We start from the raw sequence: 25,565 nt of genomic DNA on the forward strand, positions 1-25,565 counted from the left end.
CTAGCCGCAAATGCGCCAGAATCAAAGTGTGGAGTTATCGAGACGTGGGGGTGTGAAGCGCCTGAACCGCGCTGCCGATGAACTCCTGCCGGGCGCGCATCACTTCATGCAGGATCGGCTTGGGGCTGGCGGCGTACTCGCTGGGACTCATGCCCATGAAGCGATGGAAGTCTCGCACGAACTGGGCCTGATCGTGATAGTGGCTATCGATTGCCCCGATCCAGTGCAGCGAGGGATCAAGCATGTACTGCACCAGACTGCGCATGAAGCGCTGGCGGCGCAGCAGCAGACGGGGCGCAAAACCGAAGTGGCGGCGGCACAGGCGTTCGAGTGTGTACGCTGGCAGGCGCGTGGCCTCTGCCATTTCGGCGACGGTCGAAATCTCGGGATCAAGCAGTGCGCCGTGACAGGCGAGGATTCGCGGATCATCCGCCTCGCCAGATTCACTCAGCGTTTGCAGGAAGTATCGCGTAATCCGTGCCAGTTCGGCGGTTTCGTCGGGGGTGTCGCCAAACAGACCTGCCACCAGCGGAGCAAACTGGCGCAGGAACGGCTGCTCAGCCACGGCATAGATGCGGTCGGCATGGGCGTTGGCAGGTTGGCCAACAAACCGTGCCCAACCGAGCGGGAGAAAGCCCACGCCCCATGTGCGCATGGTTCCGACAGTGAATTTCAGCGCGGTGCTGGTTGGCCCGGTGAAATTTGCCGCGCTGCCGGTGAGTGGAGCCTGTCCCGGAAGTTCAGAATCAGGACAATCGCCGGAAAAGATGCGCAGGTTGGCCCATTCCGGATGGAGGTGGTCGGTGACGCGGTCTGCATCAGCAACGACGACTTCCGTGATGTAAAATGTGGTGAAATAGGGAGCGAGCGGCGCGGGTGGCCGATGGAATCGTACCCGGACTGTGCAGTCCCCAGTCAAAATGTGTGCGCCCCGATCTGTGGTTTTTATACCTGTCAAAAACGTTGTGCATCGCACTTGCATGAGTCGCAACGAAAAAGGGGCGGATTTCCGTAGAAACCCGCCCCTTTTTCAGGTGCAAGACTTGCAACCGGTTCGAGCCAATGGCTCAGGCCGGAAGCGCAGCCTTGGCTTGTGCGATCACGGTCGTGAAGATCGCGCCCTCGTTCATGGCGAGGTCTGCCATCGTCTTCCGGTCCAGTTCGATCCCGGCCAGCTTGGTGCCGTGGATGAACTGCGAATAAGTCAGGCCTTCGGCGCGGACAGCAGCGTTGATGCGCTGAATCCACAGGGCGCGGAAGCTGCGCTTCTTAACCTTGCGGTCGCGATAGGCATACTGGCCGGCCTTTTCGACGGCCTGACGGGCGACGCGGATGGTGTTCTTGCGACGGCCGCGATAGCCCTTCGCCTGATCCAAAACCCGCTTGTGCTTAGCACGTGTGGTAACACCACGTTTGATACGGCTCATAACTCAGTGCTCCTCAGCTCAGCCCGTAGGGCGCCCACTTCTTGATCACCTTTGCATCTGCATCGGAGATCACGTCAGTGCCGCGGTTCTGGCGGATGTACTTGGCGTTATGGCTCATCAGGCGGTGGCGCTTGCCAGCCACACCGTGCTTCACCTTGCCGGTGGCGGTGAGCTTGAAGCGCTTTTTCACGCCGCTCTTCGTCTTCATCTTGGGCATTTTGGTCTCCTGATTTCGACGCGTCCGATCTGCCTTGGCAGCCCTTGTGGCCAGGCCGATCATCGAATCCGTGTCGGTTGAAGGACGGGCCGTTAGGGGAAGCGCTTCACAAATGCAAGTTGCGCTTCAATTTCCCCCAATCAGCCTCACCTTCCAATGTCGGCCAAATCAAACGACGTGGTCTGGTAAACTTCGTTGACCCAGTTGCCATAGAGCAGGTGGCCGTGGCCGCGCCAGGTGTTGGCGGGCTGCGCTTGCGGATCGTCGCCCGGGAAATAGTGGCGCGGGAGATAATTGCCTTCATCCCGCGCAAACTCGCCCGCCAGCGTCAACGTATCGTATTCCAGATGGTTGAACATATGCAGCGTGCGCGTGGCCGGATCGTCGATCAGGCACAGGCCGGTTTCAGCACTGTCGGCCAGCACGGTGAGGCCGTGGCCTTCGGGCAGGTCTTCGCGGCGCACTTCGCTCCAGCGCGAGACAGGCACGTCGAACACATCGGGCAGCCCGCGCATCCACGGGCTGGCCGGGGCATGGTTGCGGTGGCGGAACACGCCCGAGGCCTTGGTGGGCAGGCCATGCTTTTCTACACCGTGATAGTGGTGCAACGCGGCCATCGCGCCCCAGCACACCGAGAGCGTGCGGTGGACGTTGGTCTGCGACCAGTCAAAGATGCGGCGCAGCTCGTCCCAATAGCTCACCTCTTCGAACGGGATCGTCTCGACCGGCGCGCCGGTTACGATCAACCCATCGAACTTCTCTGCGCGCATGTCTTCCCACGGGCGGTAGAACGCCGAGATATGGCCAGCCGAGGTATTCTTGCTGACGTGATCGGAGATGCGCAGCAGTTCCAGTTCCACCTGCAGCGGCGTGGCGCCCAGCAGCCGGGTGATCTGCGTTTCGGTGGTGATCTTGTCCGGCATCAGATTGAGCAAGGCAATGCGCATTGGACGGATGTCCTGACGCGCAGCCTCGGTCTCACTCATCACGATGACGCCTTCGGCTTCGAGTGTGCGGCGGGCGGGGAGATTATCGGCAATCCTGATCGGCACTGTCTTTGCGTCTTTCTTCAATCTGATGAAGGAGACGCCTGTGAAGTGTCCGTGTCCGTTTGGTTGCCGGATCGGCCACATCCCCTACCAGCTTGCGCTGATCTGGCACCACCTTGCCCGGATCGGCAGGTTGGCGTTGGAGCGTCACCCCAACTCTTGATGTGGGGCGATATGTAGTGGGATGCCAACCGGTTTGCAACAGCTTGGCACAAGCACAAAGATGCTTGCTATTGCGATCCAGTCTCATTATTAATGCGAATCATTGGCAGGCTATAGCCGTCTAAGGATCGCCGTATGTACATCTGCATCTGCAATGCCATCCGCGAAAAAGACATCCGCAACACGGCGCGCTGCCATGCCGGTGGTGCGGAAGACATCTATGGTCGCATGGGCTTCCGCCCGCAGTGCCGCCAGTGCCTCGACGATGCCGAAGATGTGATTGCCGAGGAACGCGCCTGCGCTATTGCGTGAGCGCGTGCTGCGCGTTCGCAGTGCAAAACATTCGCATTACAGTTTGAATCACAACCAAACCTTGGTTGCCATGCGAGTCGTTCGCGCTTGGTTCATGGCTTGAGTGCGCCTAGAATCGCCGCATTCTCAAAGTCATTCAAGTTCGAAGGATCCTGCAATGAAGGGCGATGCAAAGGTCATCGAGTTTCTCAACAAGGCGCTGCTTAACGAGTTGACCGCGATCAACCAGTACTGGCTGCACTATCGCCTGCTGGCCAATTGGGGCGTGAAGAAGCTGGCCGAATACGAACGCCACGAATCAATCGATGAGATGAAGCACGCCGACCTTTTGGCCGACCGCATCCTGTTCCTTGATGGCCTGCCCAATTTTCAGGCGCTGGGCCGGTTGCGCGTGGGCGAATCGGTGGAGGAAATCCTCAAGGCCGACCTAGCGCTGGAAATGGACGCGCTGCCGCTGCTGCGCGATGCCATCGCCCACTGCGAGGAAGTGCGCGATTTCGTCAGCCGCGACCTGTTCGCCAAGATCCTCGAAAGCGAGGAAGAGCATGTCGACGTGATCGAAAAGCAGTTCGACATGATCGAACGCATGGGTATCGCCAACTACATCCAGCTCAACAGCGAGGCTGCCGAGGCCTGATTTTCTTCAGGCGCTGCCGGTTTGACCGACGAGGTGCGAAGGGTCGATCCCTTCGCGCTTCCAGGTCTGGGTCCAGCGGCGGCCTGTGGGTGTGCTGAACAGGATTTCGGGATGGCCTTTGGCGGCGTACCAGCCATGATGGCGCATTTCGCCCTCAAGCTGCCCTGCCCCCCACCCGGCATAGCCCAACGCGACGAGGAATTTGCTCGGCCCGCGACCTTCGGCAATCGCGCGCAGAATGTCGAGCGAGGCCGAAAGGCTGCACAGCGGGTTTACCGTGACGCTGCCCTCTCCACCCCAATCGGCGCTGTGAAGCACAAAGCCGCGCGCCGTTTCAACCGGGCCGCCATTGAGGACCGGAACATCGGGTGCGACGCCGGGATCAATGCCGATGTCTTCCAACAATCCATGCAGAGTCAGCCCTTCGCGCACTTCGCCGATGCCGATACCCAGTGCGCCGTGTTCATCATGCACGCACATGGCGATTACCGCATGGTCGAACCGGGAATCGCCCATGCCCGGCATGGCCAGCAACAGGCGGCCGGCAAGATATTCCGCTTCACTCATTGCGCAGAGATAGGGTCGGACACGGCCATTTGCCAGTGCAGCCGGCTCACGCCGCGACCTTGATCTTGCGATCCTCTGCTGCTTCGAGAAGCCGCTTCTCGACCGTTTTCATGCGCGCTTCATCCTCGATCTTTTCACCAAGAACGTCTGTCACGTAGAACGTATCGACCGCGCGTTCACCATAGGTGGCGATGTGCGCCGAGTGGACGACAAGTCGGGCTTCAAACAGCGCACGGGCAAGCCGGTTGAGCAGCGCGGGTCGATCACGTGCGCCAATCTCGATCACGGTGAAGCGGTTCGAGGCCTTGTTGTCGAATATCACGATCGGACGCACGTCAAATGCATCGGCGCGCGGGCGAGCCAGCGGGCGAGCCGCCAGTTGCGGCAACAGCTTGACCCGATTGGCCAACGCATCGGCAATGGCATTCTTCAGCCTCGCGATCTGCGTCGCCTCATTGAGCGGACGGCCCAGCGGGTCTTGAACAAGGAAATTGTCGACCGCAGTGCCGTTGCGCGCGGTGTGGATGCGCGCATCGATGATGTTGCCGCCTGCAAGGTGGATGCCGCCTGCGATGCGATAGAACAGGCCGGGGTGATCGGCTGCCAGCACGGTGACCAGCGTGGCCCCGCGCGCCGGATACCAGTGCGTTTCGACCGAGAGTGGCTCTCCCAGCGCGGTGTCCATCTGCTGGAGATTGAGCGCGATGATGTCTTCCGGCTCAGCGATCCAGTACGCATCGCCAAGCTGTTTGCCCACGGTGCCGATGAGGGCGTCGCGCTCCTTGAGGATCGCGCCGACGGCCTTCTTCTTGGCGGCAATGCGTTCGGCGCGGCCGTGCTGCTTGTGGCCCAGACGGAGCATTTCCTCAGCCGAGACGAACAGGTCACCCAGCAACTGGCGCTTCCATGAATTCCACACGCCGGGGCCGACCGCGCGGATATCGACCACGGTAAGGATCAGCAGCAGGCGCAAACGTTCCTGACTCTGCACCGTCTGCACGAAATCAGCGATGGTCTTGTAGTCAGCCAGATCGCGTTTGAACGCCGTAGCGCTCATCAGCAGGTGCCAGCGCACCAGCCAGGCGACGAGTTCGGTCTCCGCCGCCGAAAGGCCAAGGCGCGGGCACAGCTTCATCGCCACTTCGGCGCCAAGCACCGAATGGTCGCCTTGGCGGCCCTTGGCGATGTCGTGGAGCAACGTGGCAAGATAGAGCACCCGGCGCGAGGCGACTTTGCTGACCACTTCGCTGGCCAGCGGATGATCCGCTTTGGCCTCGCCCTTTTCGATCTTGGCGAGAAGGCCGATGGCGCGGATGGTGTGTTCGTCCACCGTGTAGTGGTGGTACATGTCGAACTGCATCTGCGCGATAACGCGACCGAAATCGGGGATGAAGCGGCCGAATACGCCTGCCTCGTTCATCCAGCGCAGGACCGTTTCGGGATCGTTGCGGCTGGTAAGAACCTCCATGAACATGGCGTTGGCGCGCGGATCCTTGCGCAGCGCTGCGTCGATCAGCCCCGCGTCGCGGCGCGCGATGCGCATGGCTTCGGGGTGGATTTCCACCTGCTCTGCCGCTGCACAGACGAACAGTTCGATCAGCCGCGCGGGATCTTCGCGGAAGGTATCGTCCGAAAGCACCGACAGCTTGCCCGCCTCAATGACGAACGGGCCAACCTTCTTGCGCCGCCGTCCGCGCAAAGAGGCAAAGAAACCGCGTTTTTCCTTGGCGAACTGGCCATCAAGCTGGGCAAGGAACACGCCCGTGAGCGAGCCGACCTGCTTTGCCTGCAGGAAGAAGTACTGCATGAACCGTTCGACCGCACTTTTGCCGGGGCGGTCGGCAAAGTTCATGCGCATGGCAACTTCGCGCTGCATATCGAAGGTCAGCCGGTCTTCGGCGCGGTTGGTGAGGGTGTGGAGGTGGCAGCGCACTGCCCAGAAAAAGTTCTCGGCGCGGCGGAAGGCCCGGTATTCCTCAGCAGTCAGCAGGCCGACATCGACCAGTTCCGAGGCATCGCGGACTTTGTGGATGTACTTGCCGATCCAGTAGAGCGTGTGCAGATCGCGTAAGCCACCCTTGCCCTCTTTCACATTGGGTTCAACGACATAGCGGCTATCACCCAGACGTTTGTGACGCTGGTTGCGCTCCTCCAGCTTTTCGGTGACGAACTGCTTTTCCGACCCGTTGACCACTTCGGCCCAGAACCGCGCCGAGGCTGAATCGTAAAGTTCGCGGTCGCCCCAGACATAGCGGCCTTCGAGCATCGCCGTGCGGATGGTCAGGTCGCTCTTGGCCATGCGCACCACTTCATCAAGCGAGCGGCTGGACTGCCCGACCTTGAGGCCAAGATCCCAGAGGAAATAGAGCATCGCCTCGATCACCTGCTCGCACCACGAGGTGGGCTTGATCGGGGTGATGAAGGCGATGTCGACGTCTGAATGCGGCGCCATCTCGCCGCGCCCATAGCCGCCGACTGCGACGACGGCGATGCGTTCACCCATAGAGCGGTTGCTGGCGCGATAGACGCGGGCGACAACGTGATCGTAGATGATCCGCACCAGCTGATCGACAAGGAACGCCTGCGCCTGCGCGCATTCGGTGCCGGCCGAGGGCTTCGCCTCAAGCCGTCGCGCAATCTCGGCACGCCCGGATTCCAGCGCATTGCGCAGCAGTTCGACGACGGCCGGCCGTGCCTTTTCGCCCTGTTCGGCAAAGGCATCGGCGACCGCGTCGGCAAGCGCGCGACGATCAATGATAGCGCGCTGATTGGCGATCCGGGGAAGCATCATGCCTCCCCTTTATCGCTTGAGGCGTTACCGTCCAATAACAATGGCTATGGGGCAGTAAACTAGGGTGCGAGCCATTCCTTGGTATAGCTTTCGCGCAAGGACCGTTTGTCCACCTTTTCGGTGCCGAGCCGGGGGAGCGCCTCGTGAACTTCCCAGAAACGCACCGGAATCTTGAACGGGGCGATATGCGCCTTCAGAAATTCGCGCAGTTCCTCGTCGGTGGCCGAACAATCCTCTTTGGCGAGGTAGACGGCGGCGGGAACCTCACCCAGCTTCTCGTCCGGCAGGCCAAAGACGCTCGCCTCTGCGATGCAGGGATGAGCATAGATCGCGCTCTCCACCTCGATGCAACTGATATTCTCGCCGCCACGAATGATGATGTCCTTCTTGCGGTCGACGATGAACAGGTAACCCTCAGGGTCGAGGTAGCCAAGATCACCAGTGCGGAAGTAACCGTCAGATGTGATCGCCTCGCGCGTGGCCTTCTCGTTGTTCCAGTAGCCAAGGAAGTTGGCGATGGAACGGATCGAGACTTCACCCACTTCGCCCTGTGACAGTGCATTCCCGGCATCATCGAGGATCGCAAGATCCACCAGCGGGCGCGAGGCGGTGCCGGTGCTGCCGGGCTTGGCAAGGTAATTCTCGTTGAGATTGCCGCAGCCCACCCCGTTGGTTTCCGTCAGGCCATATCCCAGCAGCGGGAAAGCATGGGGCAGTGCCTTGCGGATGCGGTCAACATGCTCAACCGGACGCGGCGCGCCGCCTGCGGCAAAGGAAACGCAAGTGGACAGGTCATACTTGTCGCGATCAGGGTGCGTGGCGATTTCGAAGCTCATCAACGGCACGCCGACGAAATAGGACACCTTTTCGCGTTCGATCAGACGCATGGCTTCGACCGCGTCCCATTTGGGCATAAGCACCAGCTTGCGCCCTATGGCGAAAGACTGAAGGAACACCGGCACTTCGCCCGTCACATGGAACAGCGGCACGTTGACCAGCGTGGTCGGTTGGGAATCGGGTGCGGGCGCTTCGCCCCGGGCAGTCAGGATTGCAAGCATCGCGGCGGTCTGCGCGACGTAGTTCATCGTGCCCTGCACTACCCCGCGATGATCGGAATAGGCCCCCTTGGCCACGCCGGTAGAGCCAGAGGTGAACAGTACGGTGGCCAGATCATCACCGGTCAACGTCGGCAGCGTTGTTTCCATGCCGCCGCCATTGGCCAGCAGCGCAGACAGCCCTTGGGTGTAATGACAATCGTGCGCCATCGGCAGCACGGTTGCGCCGTGTGGATGGCCTGCAAGGCGCGCCGCGCGTGAAGCATCGGCGATCAGGAAGCGGCAATCGACAAGGTCGATGCCCTGCGCCAACTCCTCACCCTGCCACCACCCATTGAGCAAGGTGGCGCAGCCGCCAGCCATCAGCACCGCCATATAGGCGATCACCCAGTTCGCGGAATTGCGCGCGGCAACCCCGACCCGCTCCCCCTTCTGCAGGCCCAAGCCTTCGACCAGACCGCCAGCAACATGGCGCGCCGCCTTGTAGACGTCGGCGAAGCTCAGCCGGACATCGCCATCGACGATGAACGTCTTTTCGCCCTGCGTGGCGCAGAAATAGGCGAAGTAGGCAGGCAGGTGCGGCGGTGCGGCAGCAATCATCGGCAAGTCCTGATCGAACCGCCGTATGGGAACCGTATGGAACATGCCGCCTTCTGCAGTCATCGCGCCAAAAGCGCGGTCCATAGCAAGATCCAGTTCGGTCTTCATGATACCCTTTCATTGCTCCTCACCCGCAGGCCCATCTTGATGGGGGCCTTTTCGGGTTTGCGTGCGGCCTTTCCCCTGTGCCAATACGCTAGCCCAAAGGGCGCATCCGGCAGCATGGAAACGGGTCCGATCCAAAGTTTGTAGGGAGTTCACAGCTTGCTGTCACTAGTGTCAACGGTAACCGCGCTTGCCGTAACGTCCGCCGCCTCGGCAGGCGTTTCTGCACCGATTCGCTGGGAGGATCTGGGCGTCTCGCCGATTGCGCTCGACCTCGGCTTCTTCGCGCTCAAGTGGTATTCGCTGGCGTATCTCGGCGGGATCGTGCTGGGCTACTGGCTGCTGTCAAAGATGATCCGCCAGCCCGGATCGCCGATGGCGCAGCGCCACGCCGATGACCTGTTTTTCTATGCCACGCTTGGCATCATCCTTGGCGGACGGCTGGGCTATGCGATTTTCTATGCGCCCGAATTGCTGAGCGCGCCGCAGAACCTGATCAAGCTGTGGGAAGGCGGGATGAGCTTCCACGGCGGGTTGATCGGCGTGGTGATTGCGATTGCGTGGGTTTCTTGGCGCGCCGGTCTGAACTTCGTGCGGGTGTGTGATTATATCTCCGTCTGCGTGCCGTTCGGCCTGCTGTTTGGCCGCCTTGCCAACTTCATGAATGGCGAGCTTTGGGGCCGCGAAGCAGGCCCGAACGTGCCCTGGGCCATGATCTTTCCCGGCGGCGGACCGATCGCGCGCCATCCCAGCCAGCTTTACGAAGCGGCGCTCGAAGGGCTGGTGCTGGCAATTCTGCTGCTCTTCCTGTTCTGGAAGACCAAGGCGCGGTGGCGCACCGGGCTGCTCGTCGGGCTGTTCACGTTCGGCTATGCCCTTGCCCGCTTCACTGTCGAATTCTATCGTGAGCCTGATGCCCAGTTGATGGACTTTGCGATGCGCACCGGGTTTTCGATGGGCCAATGGCTGACAATCCCGATGATGGCGGTGGGCCTGTTCTTCTTCTTGCGCGCGCTGATCCGCAAGCCGCTGGAAGTGGGCGGAGCCGCCCCGGCGTGAAAGCACCGCTGCTGGAAACCTTCACGCGTTTGATCACCAACACCGGCCCGATCAGCGTTTCGCACTACATGGCCGAATCCAACGCGCACTATTACGGTGGGCGCGATCCATTCGGCGCGGCCGGTGATTTCATCACCGCGCCGGAAATCAGCCAGATGTTTGGCGAATTGATAGGCCTGTGGCTGGCCGACATCTGGATTCGCGCCGGACGGACCGAGCCGGTGCACTATGTGGAACTCGGCCCCGGCCGCGGGACATTGGCGCGTGACGCGCTGGGCGCGGCCCGGCGTTACGGCCTTGATCCGCGCGTACACTTTGTGGAGACCAGCACGTCGCTGAAAGCGCTGCAGCTGGAAATGCACCCGCAGGCGTTCTGGCACGCCGATCTTTCAACGCTGCCAAGCGACGGCCCGCTCCTGATCGTCGCCAACGAATTTCTCGATGCACTGCCGGTGCGCCAACTGGTGCGCACTGCGGCCGGATGGCGCGAACGCATGGTCGGGCTGGACGAAGGGCGGCTTGTGCCTGTGGCCGGAACGGCGCCGATGGAGGTAGCGGTCCCCACAAGTCGTCGCGATGCGCCCGAAGGCACGATTCTCGAAATATCGCCTGCATCGGCGGCGGTTGTCTATGAAGTTGCCGGAAGGCTCGCCACGCAGGGCGGGGCCGCCCTGTTCATCGACTATGGCCATGCCGAGCCGCGTTTCGGCTCTTCGTTGCAGGCCGTTCGGGCGCATCGCAAGGTCGACGTGTTCTCCGCGCCCGGCGAGGCTGATCTTACAGCCCATGTCGATTTTTCAGCGCTTGCTCCCATTGCGCTGTCGCGCGGTGTGCGCTGGCTGGGGACCGAGGAGCAGGGCCACTGGCTGCGCTCGCTCGGCATTGATGCCCGCGCAGATGCCTTGGCTGCCGCAGCGCCTCTGCATGCGGAAGCGGTGCGCACAGCACGAGACCGCCTGACCGGCGAGGGCCAGATGGGCGCACTGTTCAAGGTTATGGGAATCACCGCGCCCGATTGGCCGGACGGCGCGGGGTTCGAACGCACGGACTGAGCGCGCAATGGCGGTTTGCCGTTGCGAAATCCGCCGGAAACAAGGGTGATTCCCCATACCAAAATGCCTGTTGGCAAAGGCGTGGCTTTGCGTCTATCAGGCCCGCCAAGTGGGGGCTGGTATGGCGTTTTTGCGCGTGTCCGGCTCCCGTGCGGTTAAGGATGCACCGGTGCGGTCGTCCCGAACCGTTCCGTAAGGGCAAGTTGGACCGTGTGCGATTCGCGCGCACGGCGGCAGCAGGCAGGGAAATTCAATGGCTGAACAGGCGAGCATCGACACTTCGGCAGAAGCCGGAGAAGGCGTGCGCCGGCGCGATTTCATCAATATCGCGGCGGTGAGTTTTGCGGGGGTGGGCGGCGCAGCCGTGCTGTTCCCGCTGGTGAGTCAGATGGCACCATCGGCAGACGTGCTGGCGCAAAGCTCGACCGAGATCGACATTTCGGCGATCACGCCGGGACAAGCGATCAAGGCGATCTTCCGCAAGCAGCCGGTCTTCATCCGCAATCTGACCCCGGCAGAGATCGCCTCGGCCGACAAGGTTGACGCCTCCTCGCTGCGCGATCCGCAGACGCTGGAAGAGCGGACCAAGGAAGGCAAGACCAACTGGCTCATCACGATGGGCGTCTGCACCCACCTCGGCTGCGTGCCGCTGGGCGCGGGCGAAGGCGAAGTGAAGGGTGAATTTGGCGGCTATTTCTGCCCGTGCCACGGTTCGCACTATGATACCGCAGCGCGCATCCGCAAGGGTCCGGCACCCAAGAATCTTGAGGTGCCCGAGTATTCATTCATCTCCGACGCTGTCGTGAAGATCGGTTGAGGACAGGAAACATGAGCTTTCCCTGGGCAAAAGAATACAAGCCGGCCATCGGCCTGACACAGTGGCTTGACGAAAAGCTGCCGCTGCCGCGTTTCGTCTACAACGCCGTCGGTGCCGGTTATCCGGTGCCGCGCAACCTGAACTACATGTGGAACTTCGGCGTGCTTGCCGGTTTCTGCCTGATGCTTCAGATCATCACCGGCGTCATCCTGGCCATGCACTATGCGCCAAACGCGCTGGTGGCCTTCGATTCGACCGAGCATATCATGCGCGACGTCAACTGGGGCTGGATGATGCGTTATGCGCACGCCAACGGTGCCTCGGCGTTCTTCGTCGTCGTTTATCTGCACATCTTCCGTGGCTTCTTCTACTCATCGTACAAGGCCCCGCGCGAGATGATCTGGCTGCTCGGCGTGGTCATCTTCCTGCTGATGATGGCAACGGCGTTCATGGGCTACGTGCTACCTTGGGGCCAGATGTCGTTCTGGGGTGCCAAGGTCATCACCGGCCTGTTTGGCGCGATCCCGGTCGTCGGCGAACCGCTTCAGATCTGGCTGCTGGGTGGCTTTGCGCCTGATAACGCCGCGCTGAACCGCTTCTTCTCGCTCCACTTCCTGCTGCCGTTCGTGATTGCAGGTGTCATCATCCTGCACATCTGGGCGCTGCACATCCCCGGCTCGTCCAACCCGACCGGCGTTGAAGTGAAGGCTGAAAGCGACACCGTTCCGTTCCACCCGTACTACACGGCGAAGGACGGCTTCGGACTGGGCGTGTTCCTGCTGATCTACTGCGCGATCCTGTTCTTTGCACCGAACGCGCTGGGCCACCCGGACAACTACATCCCGGCAAACCCGCTTTCGACGCCCGCACACATCGTGCCTGAATGGTACTTCTGGCCATTCTACGCGATCCTGCGCGCCTTCACGTATGACTTCTTCTTCATCCCGGCCAAGCTGATGGGCGTGCTCGCCATGTTCGGCTCGATCCTGGTGTGGTTCTTCCTGCCCTGGCTGGATACCTCGCCAGTGCGCTCGGGCCACTACCGTCCGCTGTTCCGCAAGTTCTTCTGGTTCGGTCTCATCCCGACCATGGCGATCCTGTTCTACTGCGGCGGCGCTCCGGCTGAAGAACCCTTCGTGATGCTCAGCCAGCTGGCATCGCTTTACTACTTCGCGCACTTCCTCATCATTCTCCCACTCGTCTCCTCGATCGAAAAGCCGGAACCGCTTCCGTTCTCGATCACCGAAGCCGTGCTGGGCAAGGATGAGAGCGCTGTGCTCAACGCCAACCCTACCGCTGCCTGACAGCCACGAAGCGTAAGAGAAAGAGAACCCCATGGTCCGTCTTTTTGGCCCCCTGGTAGGCCTGTTCTTCGCGGTCGCGCTGCTCTGGTCGTTCGGTAACGGCGCCTACTCCGCGATCACGGAACCCGCTGCCCCCACGGCAGAGCACGAGTTCCATCTCCACCCCAAGGACGTGAAGTTCGCCAGCGATGGCGTCTTCGGCAAGTACGACAAGCAGCAGCTGCAGCGCGGCTTCCAGGTCTACAAGGAAGTCTGCGCAACCTGTCACTCGCTCAAGCACGTCGCATTCCGCGATCTGGCCGATCTCGGCTATTCGGAAGGCGAAGTGAAGGCGATTGCCAAGCAGTGGGGCACCAAGCAGCCGACCTTCGACCCGAAGAGCGGCGAACGTGCCGAGCGTGACAACATCGCCTCTGACTACATCCCGACCGTCTATTATGCAGGGCAAGGCGTGCCGCCCGATCTCTCGCTGATCGCCAAGGCGCGTCACAACGGTGGTGCCTATGTGTATTCGCTGCTGACCGGTTATCAGGAACAGCCCGCTGAACTTCTCAAGAAGTTCCCGGACTCCAAGACCCCGGATGGCCTGTACTACAACCCGTACTTCGCCAACCTGAACCTTGCCATGCCGGCCCCGATCGCCAGCGACGATCAGGTCGCCTACTCGGACGGCACCAAGGCAACTGTTGACCAGATGTCGCAGGACGTTTCGGCGTTCCTGATGTGGACGGCAGAACCCAAGGCCGACAAGCGCAAGCAGACCGGCTGGGCCGTGCTCGGCTTCCTGCTGGCCGCAACGGTCCTTGCCTATCTTGCCAAGAAGAACGTCTGGGCTGATAAGCACTGATCGTTCTGCCACTGGCAACAAGAACAAAGGTCACCGGAAACGGTGGCCTTTTTCTTTGCCCGGCATTTCAGTCATACTATCGAAAGATGCAACGCCGAGACACCGGCGTCATACCCCGCTAGAAAGCCTGGAATGACACCCGACGAACTCAAGCACCTCGTGCGCACTGTGCCGGATTTTCCTGCCCCGGGCATCCTGTTCCGCGACATCACCACGCTGATTTCACACGGCGCAGGCTTTTCCGCCTGTATCGATCATCTGGCGCAAATGGCGGAAGCAGCGGGCGCAGAAGCCATCGCAGGCATGGAAGCGCGCGGCTTCATCTTCGGTGCTGCCGTGGCGGCACGCATGGGCCTTGGGTTCATCCCCGTGCGCAAGCCGGGCAAGCTGCCCGTGCCCACCATAGGCGTGGACTACGCGCTGGAATACGGGCGCGACCGGCTGGAGATTGATCCCACCGCCATCGTCGAAGGCCAGCGCGTTGTCATCGTCGACGACCTCATCGCCACCGGCGGCACCGCCCTTGCCGCAGCAGAACTTCTGCGCTCAGCGGGAGCCGCCGTGACGCACGCCCTCTTCGTGATCGACCTGCCTGACCTTCACGGAGCAGCCCGATTGCGCGATGCAGGGCTAACCGTGGACGCGCTTATGGACTTTCCGGGGCATTGAAACGCAAAAGGGCGGCCCATCGGGCCGCCCTCTCATCTTCAATGGTTGCGAAATTCAATCCACCAGCATCAGTGCATCAAGCGCGACCACACCTTCACCCAGTGGGTGCAGGATCACCGGGTTGAGGTCGATTTCACGGATGGACGGTTCCGCCCGCAACACCTGCCCGACCTTTACGATCAGCGCGGCCAGCGCGGGCACGTCCAGTGCGGGCGAGCCGCGATAGCCGCTCAGCAGCGCGGCGCTCTTGAGCTTCATCAGTTCGGCCTCGACAGCATCCTGCGTGAGGTCAGCCGTCAGCAACCGCACGTCTTGCAGGATTTCTGCGGTCACGCCGCCGAAACCCGCCAGCACCACCGGACCCCATTCGGGATCGTTCTTGGCGCCGACGATCATTTCCATGCCGCGCTTGCCCATCGCCTCGATCAGCACGCCGTCGAGTTTGATGGCCGACGAATAGGCGGCGACATTGGTGTGGATGCGCTCCCACGCCTCGCGCACGGCAGCGCCATCGGCAAGGTTCAGGATCACCCCGCCTGCATCGCTCTTGTGGCCCAGCGCAGCCGCCTGCGCCTTCATCGCCACCGGATAGCCCACGGCATCAGCCGCAGCGACAGCCGCATCGGCGCTGGCGGCAAATCCACCCTTGGGGAACGAAATGCCGATCGGGCCGAGCAAGTCCTTGGACTTGTATTCCGGGATCACGCCCGAAACCACGTCCAGCCCGGCCAGCGGAGTCGCTGGAAGATCAGTGACCGACAGATCCAGCGCCGACCAATGCGTCAGCCGCGTGATCGCCCGCAGTGCGCGTTCCGTGGTCGGGAACCACGGCAGGCCCGCAGCGCGCAGCGCGGCGATACGCTCTGCCGGAACGTCAGCGCCTTCGTCCAGCCCGGCAAAGATCACCGGCTTGTTCAGGGTCTTGCCCTCGACAGCGGCAAGCACCGCCGGAAACTTGATCGCGCACGTGATCGGCTCGGCCTGAATGATCCCGGCCAGAACGGTGCCAACGCGATCATCCGCAAGCAGCGCCTCGATGCAGCGCGTGTAGATCGCCGGTTCGGACAGGCCCTGTGCGGTAATGTCGAGCGGATTGGACACCGGTACGAACGCTGGCAACGCAGCGCGCAACAGCGGCGAATCCTCGTCGTGCAGATCGGCCAGCGGCAGATCGAGTTCTTCAGCCAGATCCAGCGTCAGCGCCTTGAACGCCCCTGATTCGCCCAGCACCGCCGTGCTGCCCGAAGGCAGCGCCGCGCAGCGCACAGCGATCTCGGCAATGTCGCCCAGCTCTTCCAGCGTCTCGGCAAAAATCACCCCCGCGCGCGCAACCATTGCGCGCATCAGCTTGTAATCGCCTGCCATTGCGCCGGTGTGGGTAGCTGCGGATTCACGCGCTGCGCTTGATTTGCCGGGGTGGAGCAACACCACCGGCTTGCCTGCCGCCTTCGCCCGCCGGGCAGCGGCAAGAAACGCCTGCGGCTTGCGGAACTGTTCGACGATCATCGCGATGACATGGGTATCGTCCTGATCGACCAGCCAATCGACATAGTCTTCGACGCCGCTCGCCGCTTCGTTGCCGGTGGAGACCGAGTAGGACACGCCTGCATCACGCGCGAGCAGCATGGTGCCCAGCACCGCTGCCATCGCACCCGATTGCGAAACGATGCCAATGGCGCGCTTTCCGCCGGGCGGCACGGCAGTGGTTTCAACAAACGTCAGCGGAATGCGGTCAACATAGTTGACGAGGCCGAGGCAGTTCGGCCCTTCGACCACCATGCCCGCATCATGCGCGATCCGGGCAATCTCGCGCTGTTCGGCAAGGCCTTCCTCGCCGCCTTCGGCAAAGCCCGCCGAGAAGATCACCACGCCGCCGCATTTGCGCGCCGCCAGACCCTTCACCGCATCCAGCACGCCCACGCGCGGGATGGCCAGCACGGCCACGTCCACACCCTCGGGCAGCGCATCGACCGAGTTGTAGCAGCGCTTGCCCATGATCTCTTCGCGCTTCGGATTCACCGGATAGACCGCACCGGCATAGCCATTGCGATCAAGGTTGGTGAGGATCGTTGCCCCCAGCGCGCCGGGCTTGTCGGACGCACCGACAACGGCAACCGACTTCGGGCGCAGGAAACGATCAAGCGCGGCGTGAGCCAAAGTGGGATTGGACTTACCTGCTTCAGACATGCGGCATCCTCCGATTTTCGCTATGCGCTATAACAATTATCGGAGGAAGGGCAAGTGGCGTCGGATCAGGCGCGAACCACCTTTTGGTGCAGTACGCCAAAGGGCGCGCGGCCACCGGAATCGACAGCTTCCATCCGCACCGAATCGCCGAACGCCATGAACGCCGTTTTCGGCTCGCCCATATCGAGCACTTCGATCCCGCGCCGCTCCGCGATGCACGAGGAGCCGATCTCGCGGAAATTGGCGTTGGATACCGTGCCCGATCCGATCACGGTACCCGCCACCAGATCCCGCGTGCGGGCCGCATGGGCAACCAGTTCATGGAAACCGAAGCCCATCGCTGCACCATTGGCCGCACCGAAACGCTCACCGTTCCAGTCCACCAGCAGATCAAGACCAACGCGGCCATCCACCCAGGCATCGCCCAGTTCATCAGGCGTCACGGCAAAGGGTGCCATGCCGCAGGCAGGCTTGGCCCCTACCCAGCCGAAGCCGGTCTTCATTTCCGGCCCGGCCAGCGTGCGCAGCGACCAATCGTTGATCTGCACCACCAGCCTGATGTGGGCCAGTGCATCGGCGGCACTGGTGCCCATCGGTACGGCATCGACGATCACGCCGAACTCACCTTCAAAATCGATGCCAAGGTCTTCCGAAGGGAAGCGCGCATCGGCCAGCGGCGCAAGGAATGTGTCAGACATGCCCTGATACATCAGCGGCAGATCGGTCTTGGGCTTGGTGATGCCCAACACTGCGTCCATCAGGTCGCCGTGGCTCGGAAACGCCGACCCATCAAGCCACTGCCACGCACGCGGCAGCGGAGCCAGCACCTGCCCGGGGTCGAGCGTTTCTGGGTAGTCTTCAATTGCCGCAGAAGATGCTGCAAAAGTGCCCCAATCTTCCATCGCCTGCTGAAGCGTGGCCGCCGGTGCCGGGGCGCAACGCGTGCCATCGGGAGATACCAGCACCAGACGCCCATCGCGCGTGCCATCGTTCAAGGTTGCCAGACGCATGCCATTCTCCCGGTTTGTTGGGAGGATGAACTAGCCCCTCGTCCAAATTGCCGCAAAGCAATGGTTTTGATTGCTTGCCATAGACGCGGTGAATGGGACGGAGTGCAGCGTCAGGCGGCAGGCTGCCAATCGAACACCAGCTCGCCTTCGCGGTGAGCGAAGCGATTGAGGTGATCGGCAACAACCTGCTGCATGCGATCAAGGTCGCCGTCGCCCTCGATCCGGCAGGTCACTTCCAACGCGGTGTCGCTTGCCTTCATCTCCACCGGCCCAAGCGGGAGGACAACACGTCCCTGCTGCGGATCGAAGGAGACCTCAAACTTGTGGCCCCAATGCTTGCATAGCTGCTGGAGATAGCGGCTGGCGCTGGCGGTTGGGACAATTGCTTGGCTTGCGGACATCGGGGGATCTTTCACAGCTTTCATGTAAGCTCTAAGATATATCTTATATTTGCCACGTCAAGTCCCCGGCCACTCCACGCCAATGCAAGGTTGACGAAACCGCCCCTGCCGTGGCAAGCGCGCCCCACCACTCGGCTCTGCACAGAGCCGCGCTGCCCGGGCGGGTATAGCATAGTGGTAATGCACTAGCCTTCCAAGCTAGCTAGGCGGGTTCGATTCCCGCTACCCGCTCCACCTCCTCACAAATCACTGAAACACCTCAGAAAAATGCCCCTGAAAGGGACGAGGCACGCGTTTGGGTCACGGAAGTGGGTCACAATGGCGCGCCCAATTCCATATCAACGCTTTCAAATCGTTCAGGAAATCGTCCTCAACAGTGGGTCACACGGTTGGGTCACAAACGGTCCACACGCGGACTGTCTTTGAGAGGGTCGGTTTATCAGTTTCGGGTGAGAGTTCCTGCTGATTTGAGGGCTGGCGTTGGCTGCACTCATGTGAAGCGATCATTGATGACACACAGCCTGTCCATAGCGATCAGGATGAGCCGCAAGGTCGCTGCTGATATTGATGCGATGGTCGAGGCAAAGCGTCTTGAGATCGGTTTGGCTGTCGAGGGTCGATTGCTCCCCCCTGCCACCGTGCCTCAAACTGTAACTGAGACGATCAAGCCACGATCTGAAAGAGCGCCTGCGATGACGACTGGGATGCCGCTCTCTCAGGTCTATCACCGATACCTCGGTGATCCGACCAAGCGACGATCAGCGCGGACGATGCTGGCGCACCAGACTGGATTTGTAACGGTTTTGCGCCGGTCACCCATGTCAATAGGCCACCTTGGCTTCGAAGGCGAGTGGGCTGATGCCGCCCAGATATGAGTGTCGGCGCCTTCCCCAGGAGGACGCGATAACCCACATCCACGATCCTTTCGATTTCAGGATTGCCTATGCTGGCGGCTCGTTCGACGGCACGGTGTGCGACTCTCCCGAGACGATGTATTTTCGGTACACCGCACCGTGGGACAGCTATATGGGTGTCCGGCAAATCGACGCCGAGGCAAACCGCCGCTACATCGAACAGGCCATTCTGCTCAGGCGGAGCGACGGCATGCGCGGGTATGGCCATATCGAACGCACTGTGCCGGGTACGCTGATCGGTTTTGACGCGCGATCAATGCCGTCAACGGAGCGACGTCAAACCGTCGAGCAGCGCAACAAGCCCGTCGGAAAACGTGGCGTCAAGATCCATCATGCCGGCAAGATGTTCGTGCATGCTGCGCGATTGTTCATACACAACCCAGCCCAAGGTCAGCGCGAGGACCGAGGCGATGGCGCCCAGCGCTTCGGATTCGGCCATGCCCAGCGCAACGAGCCGTGCGGTAATCCTGCCCGTGATCTCTTGCGAGCGCGGCTCGTCGGGCGGGGCGATCGCGCAAAGGCGGGCCGAATCGCGATAATCGAGCAGGACGGCGCGAAATTGGCGGCCCAATGCTTCGAGCCATGCGCGCGCTGATCCCGCCTCGTTTGCACACGTATAGGCAGAGGCGTAAAACTGCGCAGCCATCAATGCATAGAGCCGATCCTTGTCGGCGACATGCCAGTACAGCGCCGAGGCCCTGACCCCGAGTTTGGCGGCCAATGTCCGCATCGACAGCCCGTCAAGGCCATCGGCTTGCAACAATTCGAGGGCAGCTTGAGTGATTTGCGGGGCATCGAGCTTCATCCCGGCACTGTGGGCAGCGCGGCGACGCTTGACAAGTGAACGTTGTTCATTGAACACTGTTCAATGAGATAAGGGGAGAGTACCATGACGTATGTTCGCGATGCCTGGTATGTTGCCGGCTGGACGCCCGATCTGCCGCGCGATGCACCCAGCGCCATCTCCATCCTTGGCGAACCGGTTGTGCTGTGGTGGGCAGATGGCGTGTTGCGCGCCCATGAGGATCGCTGTCTGCACCGCCTCGCGCCGCTCTCGTCGGGGCGCTGCGAGGGTGCCTCGTTGCGCTGCATGTATCACGGCCTGCTCTATGATGCCGAGGGCCTGTGCATTGAAATCCCCGGGCAGGACAAGATCCCCGATGGTGCCCGTATCCGGTCCTATCCGGTGGTCGACCGCCACAGCTGGGCATGGGTGTGGATGGGCGACCCGGCTCTCGCCGATCCGGCGCTGATCCCGCCCGCTGTGGGCTTTGACGATCCGGACTACATCCTCGGGCGCGGCTTCCTCGACTATGCGGCCGAGGCGCGGCTGATCAACGACAATCTGCTCGATTTCAGCCACCTGACGTATGTCCACGCGGCCAGTTTCCAGGCTACCGGCGTGTTTGCCGACAGCCTGCCCAAGATCACGCCGCTGGAGCGCGGCATCCGCGTCGAACGCTGGGTTACCGATGCGCCGGGACTGCCGCAGCGTGGTGGCAGCGGGCCGGCCGATGTGTGGTCTACCTACGACTTTCTGATCCCCGGTGTGCTGCTGATGACCGGCGGCAACTTTCCTGTCGGCACCGCGCAGGCGAGCAATTTCGGGCCTCCCGATTTTGCCCTGGTCGAAGGCGGCACGACATTTACCAGTCAGGCCGTCACGCCTACCGGCGATGGCACCGCCCGCTATTTCTTTTCGTGGGGACCCCACCGCAACCACGGCGACGAAGCCATGCGCGACGCACTGATGGAAGTTGCGGCGATGGCCTTTGCCGAAGACAAGGCGATGATCGAGGGCCAGCAAAGAATAATCGATGCGACGCCTGACCCAAGGATCATGCCCACCGTGCACGACAAGGGCGTGACGATTTTCAACCGGTTGGTGGAGCGTCTGGCAGCGGCTTGAGCAGACCTGCCGCACCCCGTTTGCCAGAGCCTCATTTCGTGGCGGCGATGAAGCGGGCCTCATCGGCCACGAAGGCGCGGATGGCCTCGACATCATCGTCGGGCAGTTCCGCGCCGAATTGGGGCATGCCATTGGCCAGCAATGCCCCGTCTTTCACGACCATGCGAAACGCCGCAGCGTCATGCGTCACCGGCGACCGGCGACCGGCGCAGGTCGGGCAGTACCTGACCGCTGATCCCACCAAATCCGTGGCACGCAGCGCAGAAGACGCCATATTTCTCGGCACCACGACCCAGCACCGCCTTGTCGCTGGTTACCGGCTCGGGCGGATTGACCGGGTCGGGCGCGGTGTCTGTGCGATCATAGACCAAGCTCCCGCCCAGTTTGAACACCAGCACGCGGCCGGTCGGCAAGGCCTTGCGCTGGGGCGAACTCAAGCCGCCTGCCAGCCAGTGTGCGCCGCCGTTGCCGATGGCAATCGCGATATATTGGGTGCCGCCAATGCGATAGGTAATCGGCCCGCCCATGGCGGTTGCCTGTGCATCGAAGGTCCACATCAACTTGCCGGTCACCGCATTTATCGCGCGAAAAATGCCGTCTGCGCCCGATTGAAACACCAGATTGCCGTTTGTGGCCAGAACGCCGCCATTGCCGGCAAAGGCATAGTCCAGCGTCCACGCCGCTTTTTGCGCGGCGACATCCCAGGCGATCAGCTTGGCATGTACGCTTTTGGCAATGGCGGAGCGCAAGGCATTGTCTTGCGGAATGCCGCCGCCCGGCATCAACCCGCTGGCGCGTGCGTTGGGGATGGGCTGATACTGCGGATCGGCTTGAAAGGTGGCGGCGTAATCCTGGGCGGGAATGAAGGCGAAATTGGTCTTCGGGCTATACGCCATCGGCTGCCAACTGTGCGCGCCCATGCCGGTGGGGTGCACCATCACGCGGGTGTTGCCGGGATAGCGCGCCTCGGGGTTTTCCAGCGGCCTGCCGGTCTTGATGTCGATGCCGTAAGCCCAGCTGATCGGCGCGCCCTTCGGCGTATCGGCGGTTCTGGCCATGGGCACGATATTGCCGGCCGACAGCAGCTTGCCCGTGCGCCGGTCGATCACATAGAAAAACCCGTTCTTGGGTGCCTGCATCAGCACCTTGCGCGGCTTTCCGGCAACCGTCGCATCGGCAAGGATGATCGACTGCGTAGCCGTGGCGTCCCATGTATCGCCGGGGGTTGCCTGATAGTGCCAACGATATTCGCCTGTGCGGGCATCCAGTGCGACAATCGAGGCGAGGAACCAGTTGTCGCCCTTGTCCGCCGACCGCACTTGCCGGTTCCACGGTGATCCGTTGCCGACGCCGATGTACACTTGGCCAAGCGCCGCATCATAAGTGATCGAATCCCAGACCGTGCCCCCGCCGCCCTGTTTCCACCATTCACCGGCCCATGTCTCGGCCACTTTCGCCATGATAAGATCGGACGCGGCGTGGTCGGGGCCATTGGCGGGATTGCCCGGTACGGTGAAAAACCGCCATGCGAGCTTGCCCGTGTCCGTATCATAGGCGGTGACATAGCCTCGCGCGCCAAGGTCTGCCCCGCTGTTGCCGATCAGCACGAGCTTGCCCGCCACGCGCGGAGCGCCGGTGATGACATAGGGCCAATTCCCGCCGTCGAGCGTTTGCGTCGCCCATATTTGTGTGCCGGTTTTAGCATCGACGGCGATCAGCCTGCCGTCCAGTGCCGCCACGAAAATCCTGCCATCGCGGTAGGCCAGCCCGCGATTGACCGCATCGCAGCACGCCCTTGCTCCTACCGCGCGATCAACGGCGGGATCAAACTCCCACAGAGGTTTGCCATTGGTCGCATCGAGTGCATAGACCACGCTCCATGCCGACGTGACATAGAGCACGCCGTCAACTTCCAGCGGGGTTGCTTCCACCCCGCGACCGTCGCGCATGTCGAAACGCCATGCCAATCCGAGCTGCGCGACGGTGTCCACGTTGATCTGATCCAGCGGACTGAACCGCTGTTCGCTCGCGTCGCGGCCATAGCTGGTCCAGTGCTCGTCAGGAGCAGAAGCGCCGGTCAGTGCCAGCGCGGCGATGATGAATGCATTACGCAGCTTCATGGACAAGCGCCCGTTTGAGCAAGCACACCAGCAGCGCACAGATTGCCATCGGCACGGCCAGAAAGCCGATGATATGGGCTGGCGGGATATGCAAAGACATCAGGCCTGCCAGCGCGAGCGGCCCGAAGATCGACCCGAACCGGCCGATGCCGCTCGACCAGCCCACGCCGGTGGCGCGGATGGTGGCGGGGTAGAAGGTCGAGGCCAACGACCCGAGCGCAAGTTGCGAACCGATGGACCCCGCTCCTACGGCGACGATCAGCGCGATCCACGCTGCTTTGGAGGATGGGGCCGTGGCTATGCAGGCAAAGGCCGTGGCCGCCAGCACGTAGGCACCGGCAAGTGCAGGCACTGCATGGCCCTTGTCAGCCGCACGAGCCAGCAACAGCCCGCCTGCGATACTGCCCAGCGCCAGAAAACCCGTCGCGCGCATGGCATCGGGCCGCGCCCACCCGGCGGTGGTCAGCAAAGTCGGCAACCAGCTTATCAGCGAATAGGTGGCGAACAGGCTGATGAAGAATATGCTCCACAGCAGGATCGTGCGCCAACGGTAAGGGGCAGAAAACAACCCCGCCACCGCAGCGGGCAAACTGGTTGGCCTGATCGCCGACCGTTCGCTTTGTGAGGCAGGGACCGCATCGCGCATGGCGCCAAACGCCAGGGCAGCCGACAGTGGCATGGCCGCGCCAACCGCTAAGATTCCCTGCCATCCCCACTGCTTGTCCAGCACCGGGGCCAGAAGGCCTGCCGCAAACGATCCGAGACCGGAGCAGGAGGCAATCAGCGTGACGATGAATACCCGCCTCGCAGCAGGCGCTGCTTCAGCAGACATTGTCACTGCGAGCGGCAAGAGCGCGCCCATGCCCAATCCGGTCGCCGTTCGCCACAGCGCCAGTTGCCCCGGCGTGGCGGCGATGATCGCGCCCATTGTAGTCAGCCCGATCAGCAGCAGCGCGAGCACCATCATGTTTCGCCGCCCAAAGCGATCGGCATACGGGGCAAGCAGCAATGCACCTGCCGCCATGCCCGCCAATGAGCCGGACAGCGCGGGGGCAAACTCCGTGGGTTGAACGGCCATATGCTGCGCCAGACCGGGGATCGCCAGCCCGAGCGCCTGAATGTCATAGCCGTCGAGAAAGGCTCCAAAGGCACATAAAAGCAAGACCTGGCGCGGACTCATAAAGGTGCCTCGGCGCGGGCGATGGTGGCGAGTGCAGGGGCGATCACCACCGGGTCGAGGAACTCGCCATCGGACATGCCAGCGCCCTCGTTCGCGGCGGTCAGCTCTGCCATACGGGCCATCATGGCACGTGCCCGGGCCAGTTCCGGTTCGGTGGGGCGATAGGCCTGATGGACGATCCGCACTTGTTCGGCAGCCAGCACCAGCTTCCCATCAAACCCCATCATAGCGCCCCAGCGGGCATCTTCGGCCAGCGTTGCGTGGTCGTTGATCAGCGGCCACGGCGCATCCAGCGCCCACAGGCCATAAGTGCGCGCCGCCAGGATGATCCGCGCACGGTGGAAATGGTACATGTCGCCCGGATAAAGCGAGCGGTCCATCAAATAGGCGGAGATGTGCATCCCCAGCGAACCCGAAAGGTCGCCGATGGCAAAGCCCAGCGCCTCGACATTGGGCGAGCACAAGGCCAGCATGTCGATATTGGTCAGGGCATAAGCGGATTCGATCCCGACGACATAACCGATGGCGTTCGCAAAGCCTGTCTCCGCGCGCAAGGCTTCGATCCGCCCGTCGATCCAGCGGATTTCCTCGACCTTGTCCGGTTTGGACAGGAACAGCGTATCGACCCGCCCGCCCGCCTGCCCGACGATCACCGCCAGGTCATCGGCGGCATAAGCTGACGAGACTGCGTTGATCCGCACCGCGCGCGCCGACCTGCCCCAGATATCCTCATGCAGCAACCGCACAATGCGGTCGCGCGCTTCGGCCTTGCGCGGGGCTGCAACCGTATCTTCGACATCAAGGCAGATGAGATCTGCACCGCAGGTCTGGATGAGTTCGCGCTGCGCTGCCTCGTCCATGCTGCCGGGGATGAATATGGTGGTGCGGCGCAGCTTCATTGGGCGGGATTCCTTTCGACGGTCAGGAAATGTGCGTTAGGTGCCGCATTACTGGGAGACAGGCGCGGAACCGCATCGCCGCGCGACGCTGTTGTAATTCGGGTGAGCGTTGGGCTGTTGCCCCTTACGGTCAAATTCATCGGGACAAGTCCCTCCTTCTCCAACATCATGTTATCGTTGTTCAAGTGTCATTTTCTGCTTTTTTAGGACGGCAATACAGGGAGCACAGTCACAGAAGTCCCCATGATGGGGCTATGGTGAGTATTTGTGACCCA

25 protein-coding genes, 1 tRNA gene and 1 riboswitch are annotated in these 25,565 nt (G+C 62.0%); of the genes, 11 read left to right on the plus strand and 15 right to left on the minus strand.

Features of this window, described 5'->3' with window-relative positions; translation table 11 throughout:
• Positions 1-34 precede the first annotated feature (34 nt).
• From Q8R81_RS02040 to metA, 4 genes are all read right to left on the minus strand, one after another.
• Positions 35-919 (minus strand): AraC family transcriptional regulator, encoded by an 885-nt coding sequence (locus Q8R81_RS02040; RefSeq protein ID WP_305615685.1) that lies wholly within the window; start codon positions 917-919, stop codon positions 35-37.
• A gap of 148 nt (positions 920-1,067) precedes the next feature.
• A complete protein-coding gene (rplT, locus tag Q8R81_RS02045) occupies positions 1,068-1,427 on the minus strand; it encodes a 50S ribosomal protein L20 (protein WP_305615687.1) in 360 nt (119 codons plus the stop codon).
• Positions 1,428-1,440: 13 nt separating this feature from the next.
• Entirely contained in the window at positions 1,441-1,644 is a 204-nt protein-coding gene (gene rpmI, locus Q8R81_RS02050; RefSeq protein ID WP_305615690.1) for a 50S ribosomal protein L35, read from the minus strand.
• Positions 1,645-1,790: 146 nt separating this feature from the next.
• The gene (gene metA / locus Q8R81_RS02055; RefSeq protein WP_305615692.1) at positions 1,791-2,696 is read right to left on the minus strand and encodes a homoserine O-succinyltransferase; all 906 of its coding nucleotides are present in this window, start codon (positions 2,694-2,696) and stop codon (positions 1,791-1,793) included.
• A 49-nt stretch (positions 2,697-2,745) separates the two neighbouring features.
• Positions 2,746-2,864: riboswitch (SAM-I-IV-variant riboswitch) on the minus strand.
• 126 nt (positions 2,865-2,990) lie between these two features.
• Here metA and Q8R81_RS02060 point away from each other — a divergent pair.
• Positions 2,991-3,167 (plus strand): bacterioferritin-associated ferredoxin, encoded by a 177-nt coding sequence (locus Q8R81_RS02060; protein WP_305615694.1) that lies wholly within the window; start codon positions 2,991-2,993, stop codon positions 3,165-3,167.
• A gap of 157 nt (positions 3,168-3,324) precedes the next feature.
• Complete coding sequence (gene bfr, locus Q8R81_RS02065) at positions 3,325-3,804, plus strand: bacterioferritin (protein ID WP_305615696.1); 480 nt, start codon at positions 3,325-3,327, stop codon at positions 3,802-3,804.
• A gap of 6 nt (positions 3,805-3,810) precedes the next feature.
• On the opposite strand, the gene Q8R81_RS02070 is transcribed toward bfr, so the two are convergent.
• From Q8R81_RS02070 to Q8R81_RS02080, 3 genes are read right to left on the minus strand one after another with little or no spacing between them, the layout of a single operon-like run.
• Complete coding sequence (locus Q8R81_RS02070; RefSeq protein ID WP_305615698.1) at positions 3,811-4,371, minus strand: YqgE/AlgH family protein; 561 nt, start codon at positions 4,369-4,371, stop codon at positions 3,811-3,813.
• A gap of 46 nt (positions 4,372-4,417) precedes the next feature.
• Positions 4,418-7,162 (minus strand): [protein-PII] uridylyltransferase, encoded by a 2,745-nt coding sequence (locus Q8R81_RS02075; RefSeq protein ID WP_305615700.1) that lies wholly within the window; start codon positions 7,160-7,162, stop codon positions 4,418-4,420.
• Positions 7,163-7,221: 59 nt separating this feature from the next.
• On the minus strand, positions 7,222-8,925 hold the full coding sequence (locus tag Q8R81_RS02080; RefSeq protein ID WP_305615701.1) for a class I adenylate-forming enzyme family protein: 1,704 nt from the start codon (positions 8,923-8,925) through the stop codon (positions 7,222-7,224).
• Between the two features lie 156 nt (positions 8,926-9,081).
• On the opposite strand from Q8R81_RS02080, the gene lgt reads away from it, so the two are divergent.
• The 6 genes from lgt to Q8R81_RS02110 all read left to right on the plus strand — a co-directional run bounded on the left by lgt (position 9,082) and on the right by Q8R81_RS02110 (position 14,670).
• Positions 9,082-9,981 carry a prolipoprotein diacylglyceryl transferase gene (lgt, locus tag Q8R81_RS02085; protein WP_371135286.1) on the plus strand — a complete coding sequence of 300 codons (900 nt, stop codon included), beginning with the start codon at positions 9,082-9,084 and terminating at the stop codon, positions 9,979-9,981.
• Positions 9,885-11,033, plus strand: coding sequence for a class I SAM-dependent methyltransferase (locus tag Q8R81_RS02090; RefSeq protein ID WP_371135287.1), 1,149 nt, complete (start codon positions 9,885-9,887; stop codon positions 11,031-11,033). Before lgt ends, Q8R81_RS02090 begins: the two co-directional genes overlap by 97 nt.
• A gap of 253 nt (positions 11,034-11,286) precedes the next feature.
• Complete coding sequence (petA, locus tag Q8R81_RS02095; RefSeq protein ID WP_305615702.1) at positions 11,287-11,850, plus strand: ubiquinol-cytochrome c reductase iron-sulfur subunit; 564 nt, start codon at positions 11,287-11,289, stop codon at positions 11,848-11,850.
• A gap of 11 nt (positions 11,851-11,861) precedes the next feature.
• Positions 11,862-13,154: a cytochrome b N-terminal domain-containing protein gene (locus tag Q8R81_RS02100; RefSeq protein WP_305615703.1), complete on the plus strand. Its 1,293-nt coding sequence runs from the start codon at positions 11,862-11,864 to the stop codon at positions 13,152-13,154.
• Positions 13,155-13,185: 31 nt separating this feature from the next.
• On the plus strand, positions 13,186-14,001 hold the full coding sequence (locus Q8R81_RS02105) for a cytochrome c1 (protein ID WP_305615704.1): 816 nt from the start codon (positions 13,186-13,188) through the stop codon (positions 13,999-14,001).
• Between the two features lie 132 nt (positions 14,002-14,133).
• Entirely contained in the window at positions 14,134-14,670 is a 537-nt protein-coding gene (locus Q8R81_RS02110; RefSeq protein ID WP_305615706.1) for an adenine phosphoribosyltransferase, read from the plus strand.
• Between the two features lie 54 nt (positions 14,671-14,724).
• Here Q8R81_RS02110 and Q8R81_RS02115 read toward each other — a convergent pair whose 3' ends face one another.
• The 3 genes from Q8R81_RS02115 to Q8R81_RS02125 all read right to left on the minus strand — a co-directional run bounded on the left by Q8R81_RS02115 (position 14,725) and on the right by Q8R81_RS02125 (position 18,268).
• Complete coding sequence (locus Q8R81_RS02115) at positions 14,725-16,857, minus strand: acetate--CoA ligase family protein (protein WP_305615708.1); 2,133 nt, start codon at positions 16,855-16,857, stop codon at positions 14,725-14,727.
• A 65-nt stretch (positions 16,858-16,922) separates the two neighbouring features.
• Positions 16,923-17,867, minus strand: coding sequence for a fumarylacetoacetate hydrolase family protein (locus Q8R81_RS02120; RefSeq protein WP_305615710.1), 945 nt, complete (start codon positions 17,865-17,867; stop codon positions 16,923-16,925).
• A 110-nt stretch (positions 17,868-17,977) separates the two neighbouring features.
• The gene (locus tag Q8R81_RS02125) at positions 17,978-18,268 is read right to left on the minus strand and encodes a DUF2218 domain-containing protein (RefSeq protein WP_305615712.1); all 291 of its coding nucleotides are present in this window, start codon (positions 18,266-18,268) and stop codon (positions 17,978-17,980) included.
• Positions 18,269-18,428: 160 nt separating this feature from the next.
• Between Q8R81_RS02125 and Q8R81_RS02130 the strand changes: the two genes are divergently transcribed.
• Positions 18,429-18,502 (plus strand) — tRNA-Gly (locus Q8R81_RS02130).
• 74 nt (positions 18,503-18,576) lie between these two features.
• On the plus strand, positions 18,577-19,143 hold the full coding sequence (locus Q8R81_RS18330) for a DUF6538 domain-containing protein (RefSeq protein ID WP_371135288.1): 567 nt from the start codon (positions 18,577-18,579) through the stop codon (positions 19,141-19,143).
• Positions 19,144-19,444: 301 nt separating this feature from the next.
• Here the strand turns inward: Q8R81_RS18330 and Q8R81_RS02140 are convergent, their stop codons facing one another.
• Complete coding sequence (locus Q8R81_RS02140; RefSeq protein WP_305615716.1) at positions 19,445-19,987, minus strand: TetR/AcrR family transcriptional regulator C-terminal domain-containing protein; 543 nt, start codon at positions 19,985-19,987, stop codon at positions 19,445-19,447.
• 84 nt (positions 19,988-20,071) lie between these two features.
• Here Q8R81_RS02140 and Q8R81_RS02145 point away from each other — a divergent pair, with 84 nt between their 5' ends.
• Positions 20,072-21,091, plus strand: coding sequence for an aromatic ring-hydroxylating dioxygenase subunit alpha (locus Q8R81_RS02145; protein WP_305615718.1), 1,020 nt, complete (start codon positions 20,072-20,074; stop codon positions 21,089-21,091).
• A 31-nt stretch (positions 21,092-21,122) separates the two neighbouring features.
• On the opposite strand, the gene Q8R81_RS02150 is transcribed toward Q8R81_RS02145, so the two are convergent.
• Genes Q8R81_RS02150 through Q8R81_RS02165 form a run of 4 tightly spaced genes read right to left on the minus strand, consistent with a single transcriptional unit; the run spans position 21,123 to position 25,290 of the window.
• Positions 21,123-21,281: a cytochrome c gene (locus Q8R81_RS02150; protein ID WP_305615720.1), complete on the minus strand. Its 159-nt coding sequence runs from the start codon at positions 21,279-21,281 to the stop codon at positions 21,123-21,125.
• Positions 21,271-23,211, minus strand: coding sequence for a PQQ-dependent dehydrogenase, methanol/ethanol family (locus Q8R81_RS02155; protein ID WP_305615722.1), 1,941 nt, complete (start codon positions 23,209-23,211; stop codon positions 21,271-21,273). Before Q8R81_RS02155 ends, Q8R81_RS02150 begins: the two co-directional genes overlap by 11 nt.
• Complete coding sequence (locus Q8R81_RS02160; RefSeq protein WP_305615724.1) at positions 23,198-24,391, minus strand: MFS transporter; 1,194 nt, start codon at positions 24,389-24,391, stop codon at positions 23,198-23,200. Before Q8R81_RS02160 ends, Q8R81_RS02155 begins: the two co-directional genes overlap by 14 nt.
• A complete protein-coding gene (locus Q8R81_RS02165; protein ID WP_305615726.1) occupies positions 24,388-25,290 on the minus strand; it encodes a CoA ester lyase in 903 nt (300 codons plus the stop codon). The genes Q8R81_RS02160 and Q8R81_RS02165 overlap by 4 nt, the downstream gene beginning before the upstream one ends.
• Positions 25,291-25,565: the final 275 nt, after the last annotated feature.

Source organism: Novosphingobium sp. (assembly GCF_030696665.1).
GTDB lineage: Bacteria > Pseudomonadota > Alphaproteobacteria > Sphingomonadales > Sphingomonadaceae > Novosphingobium.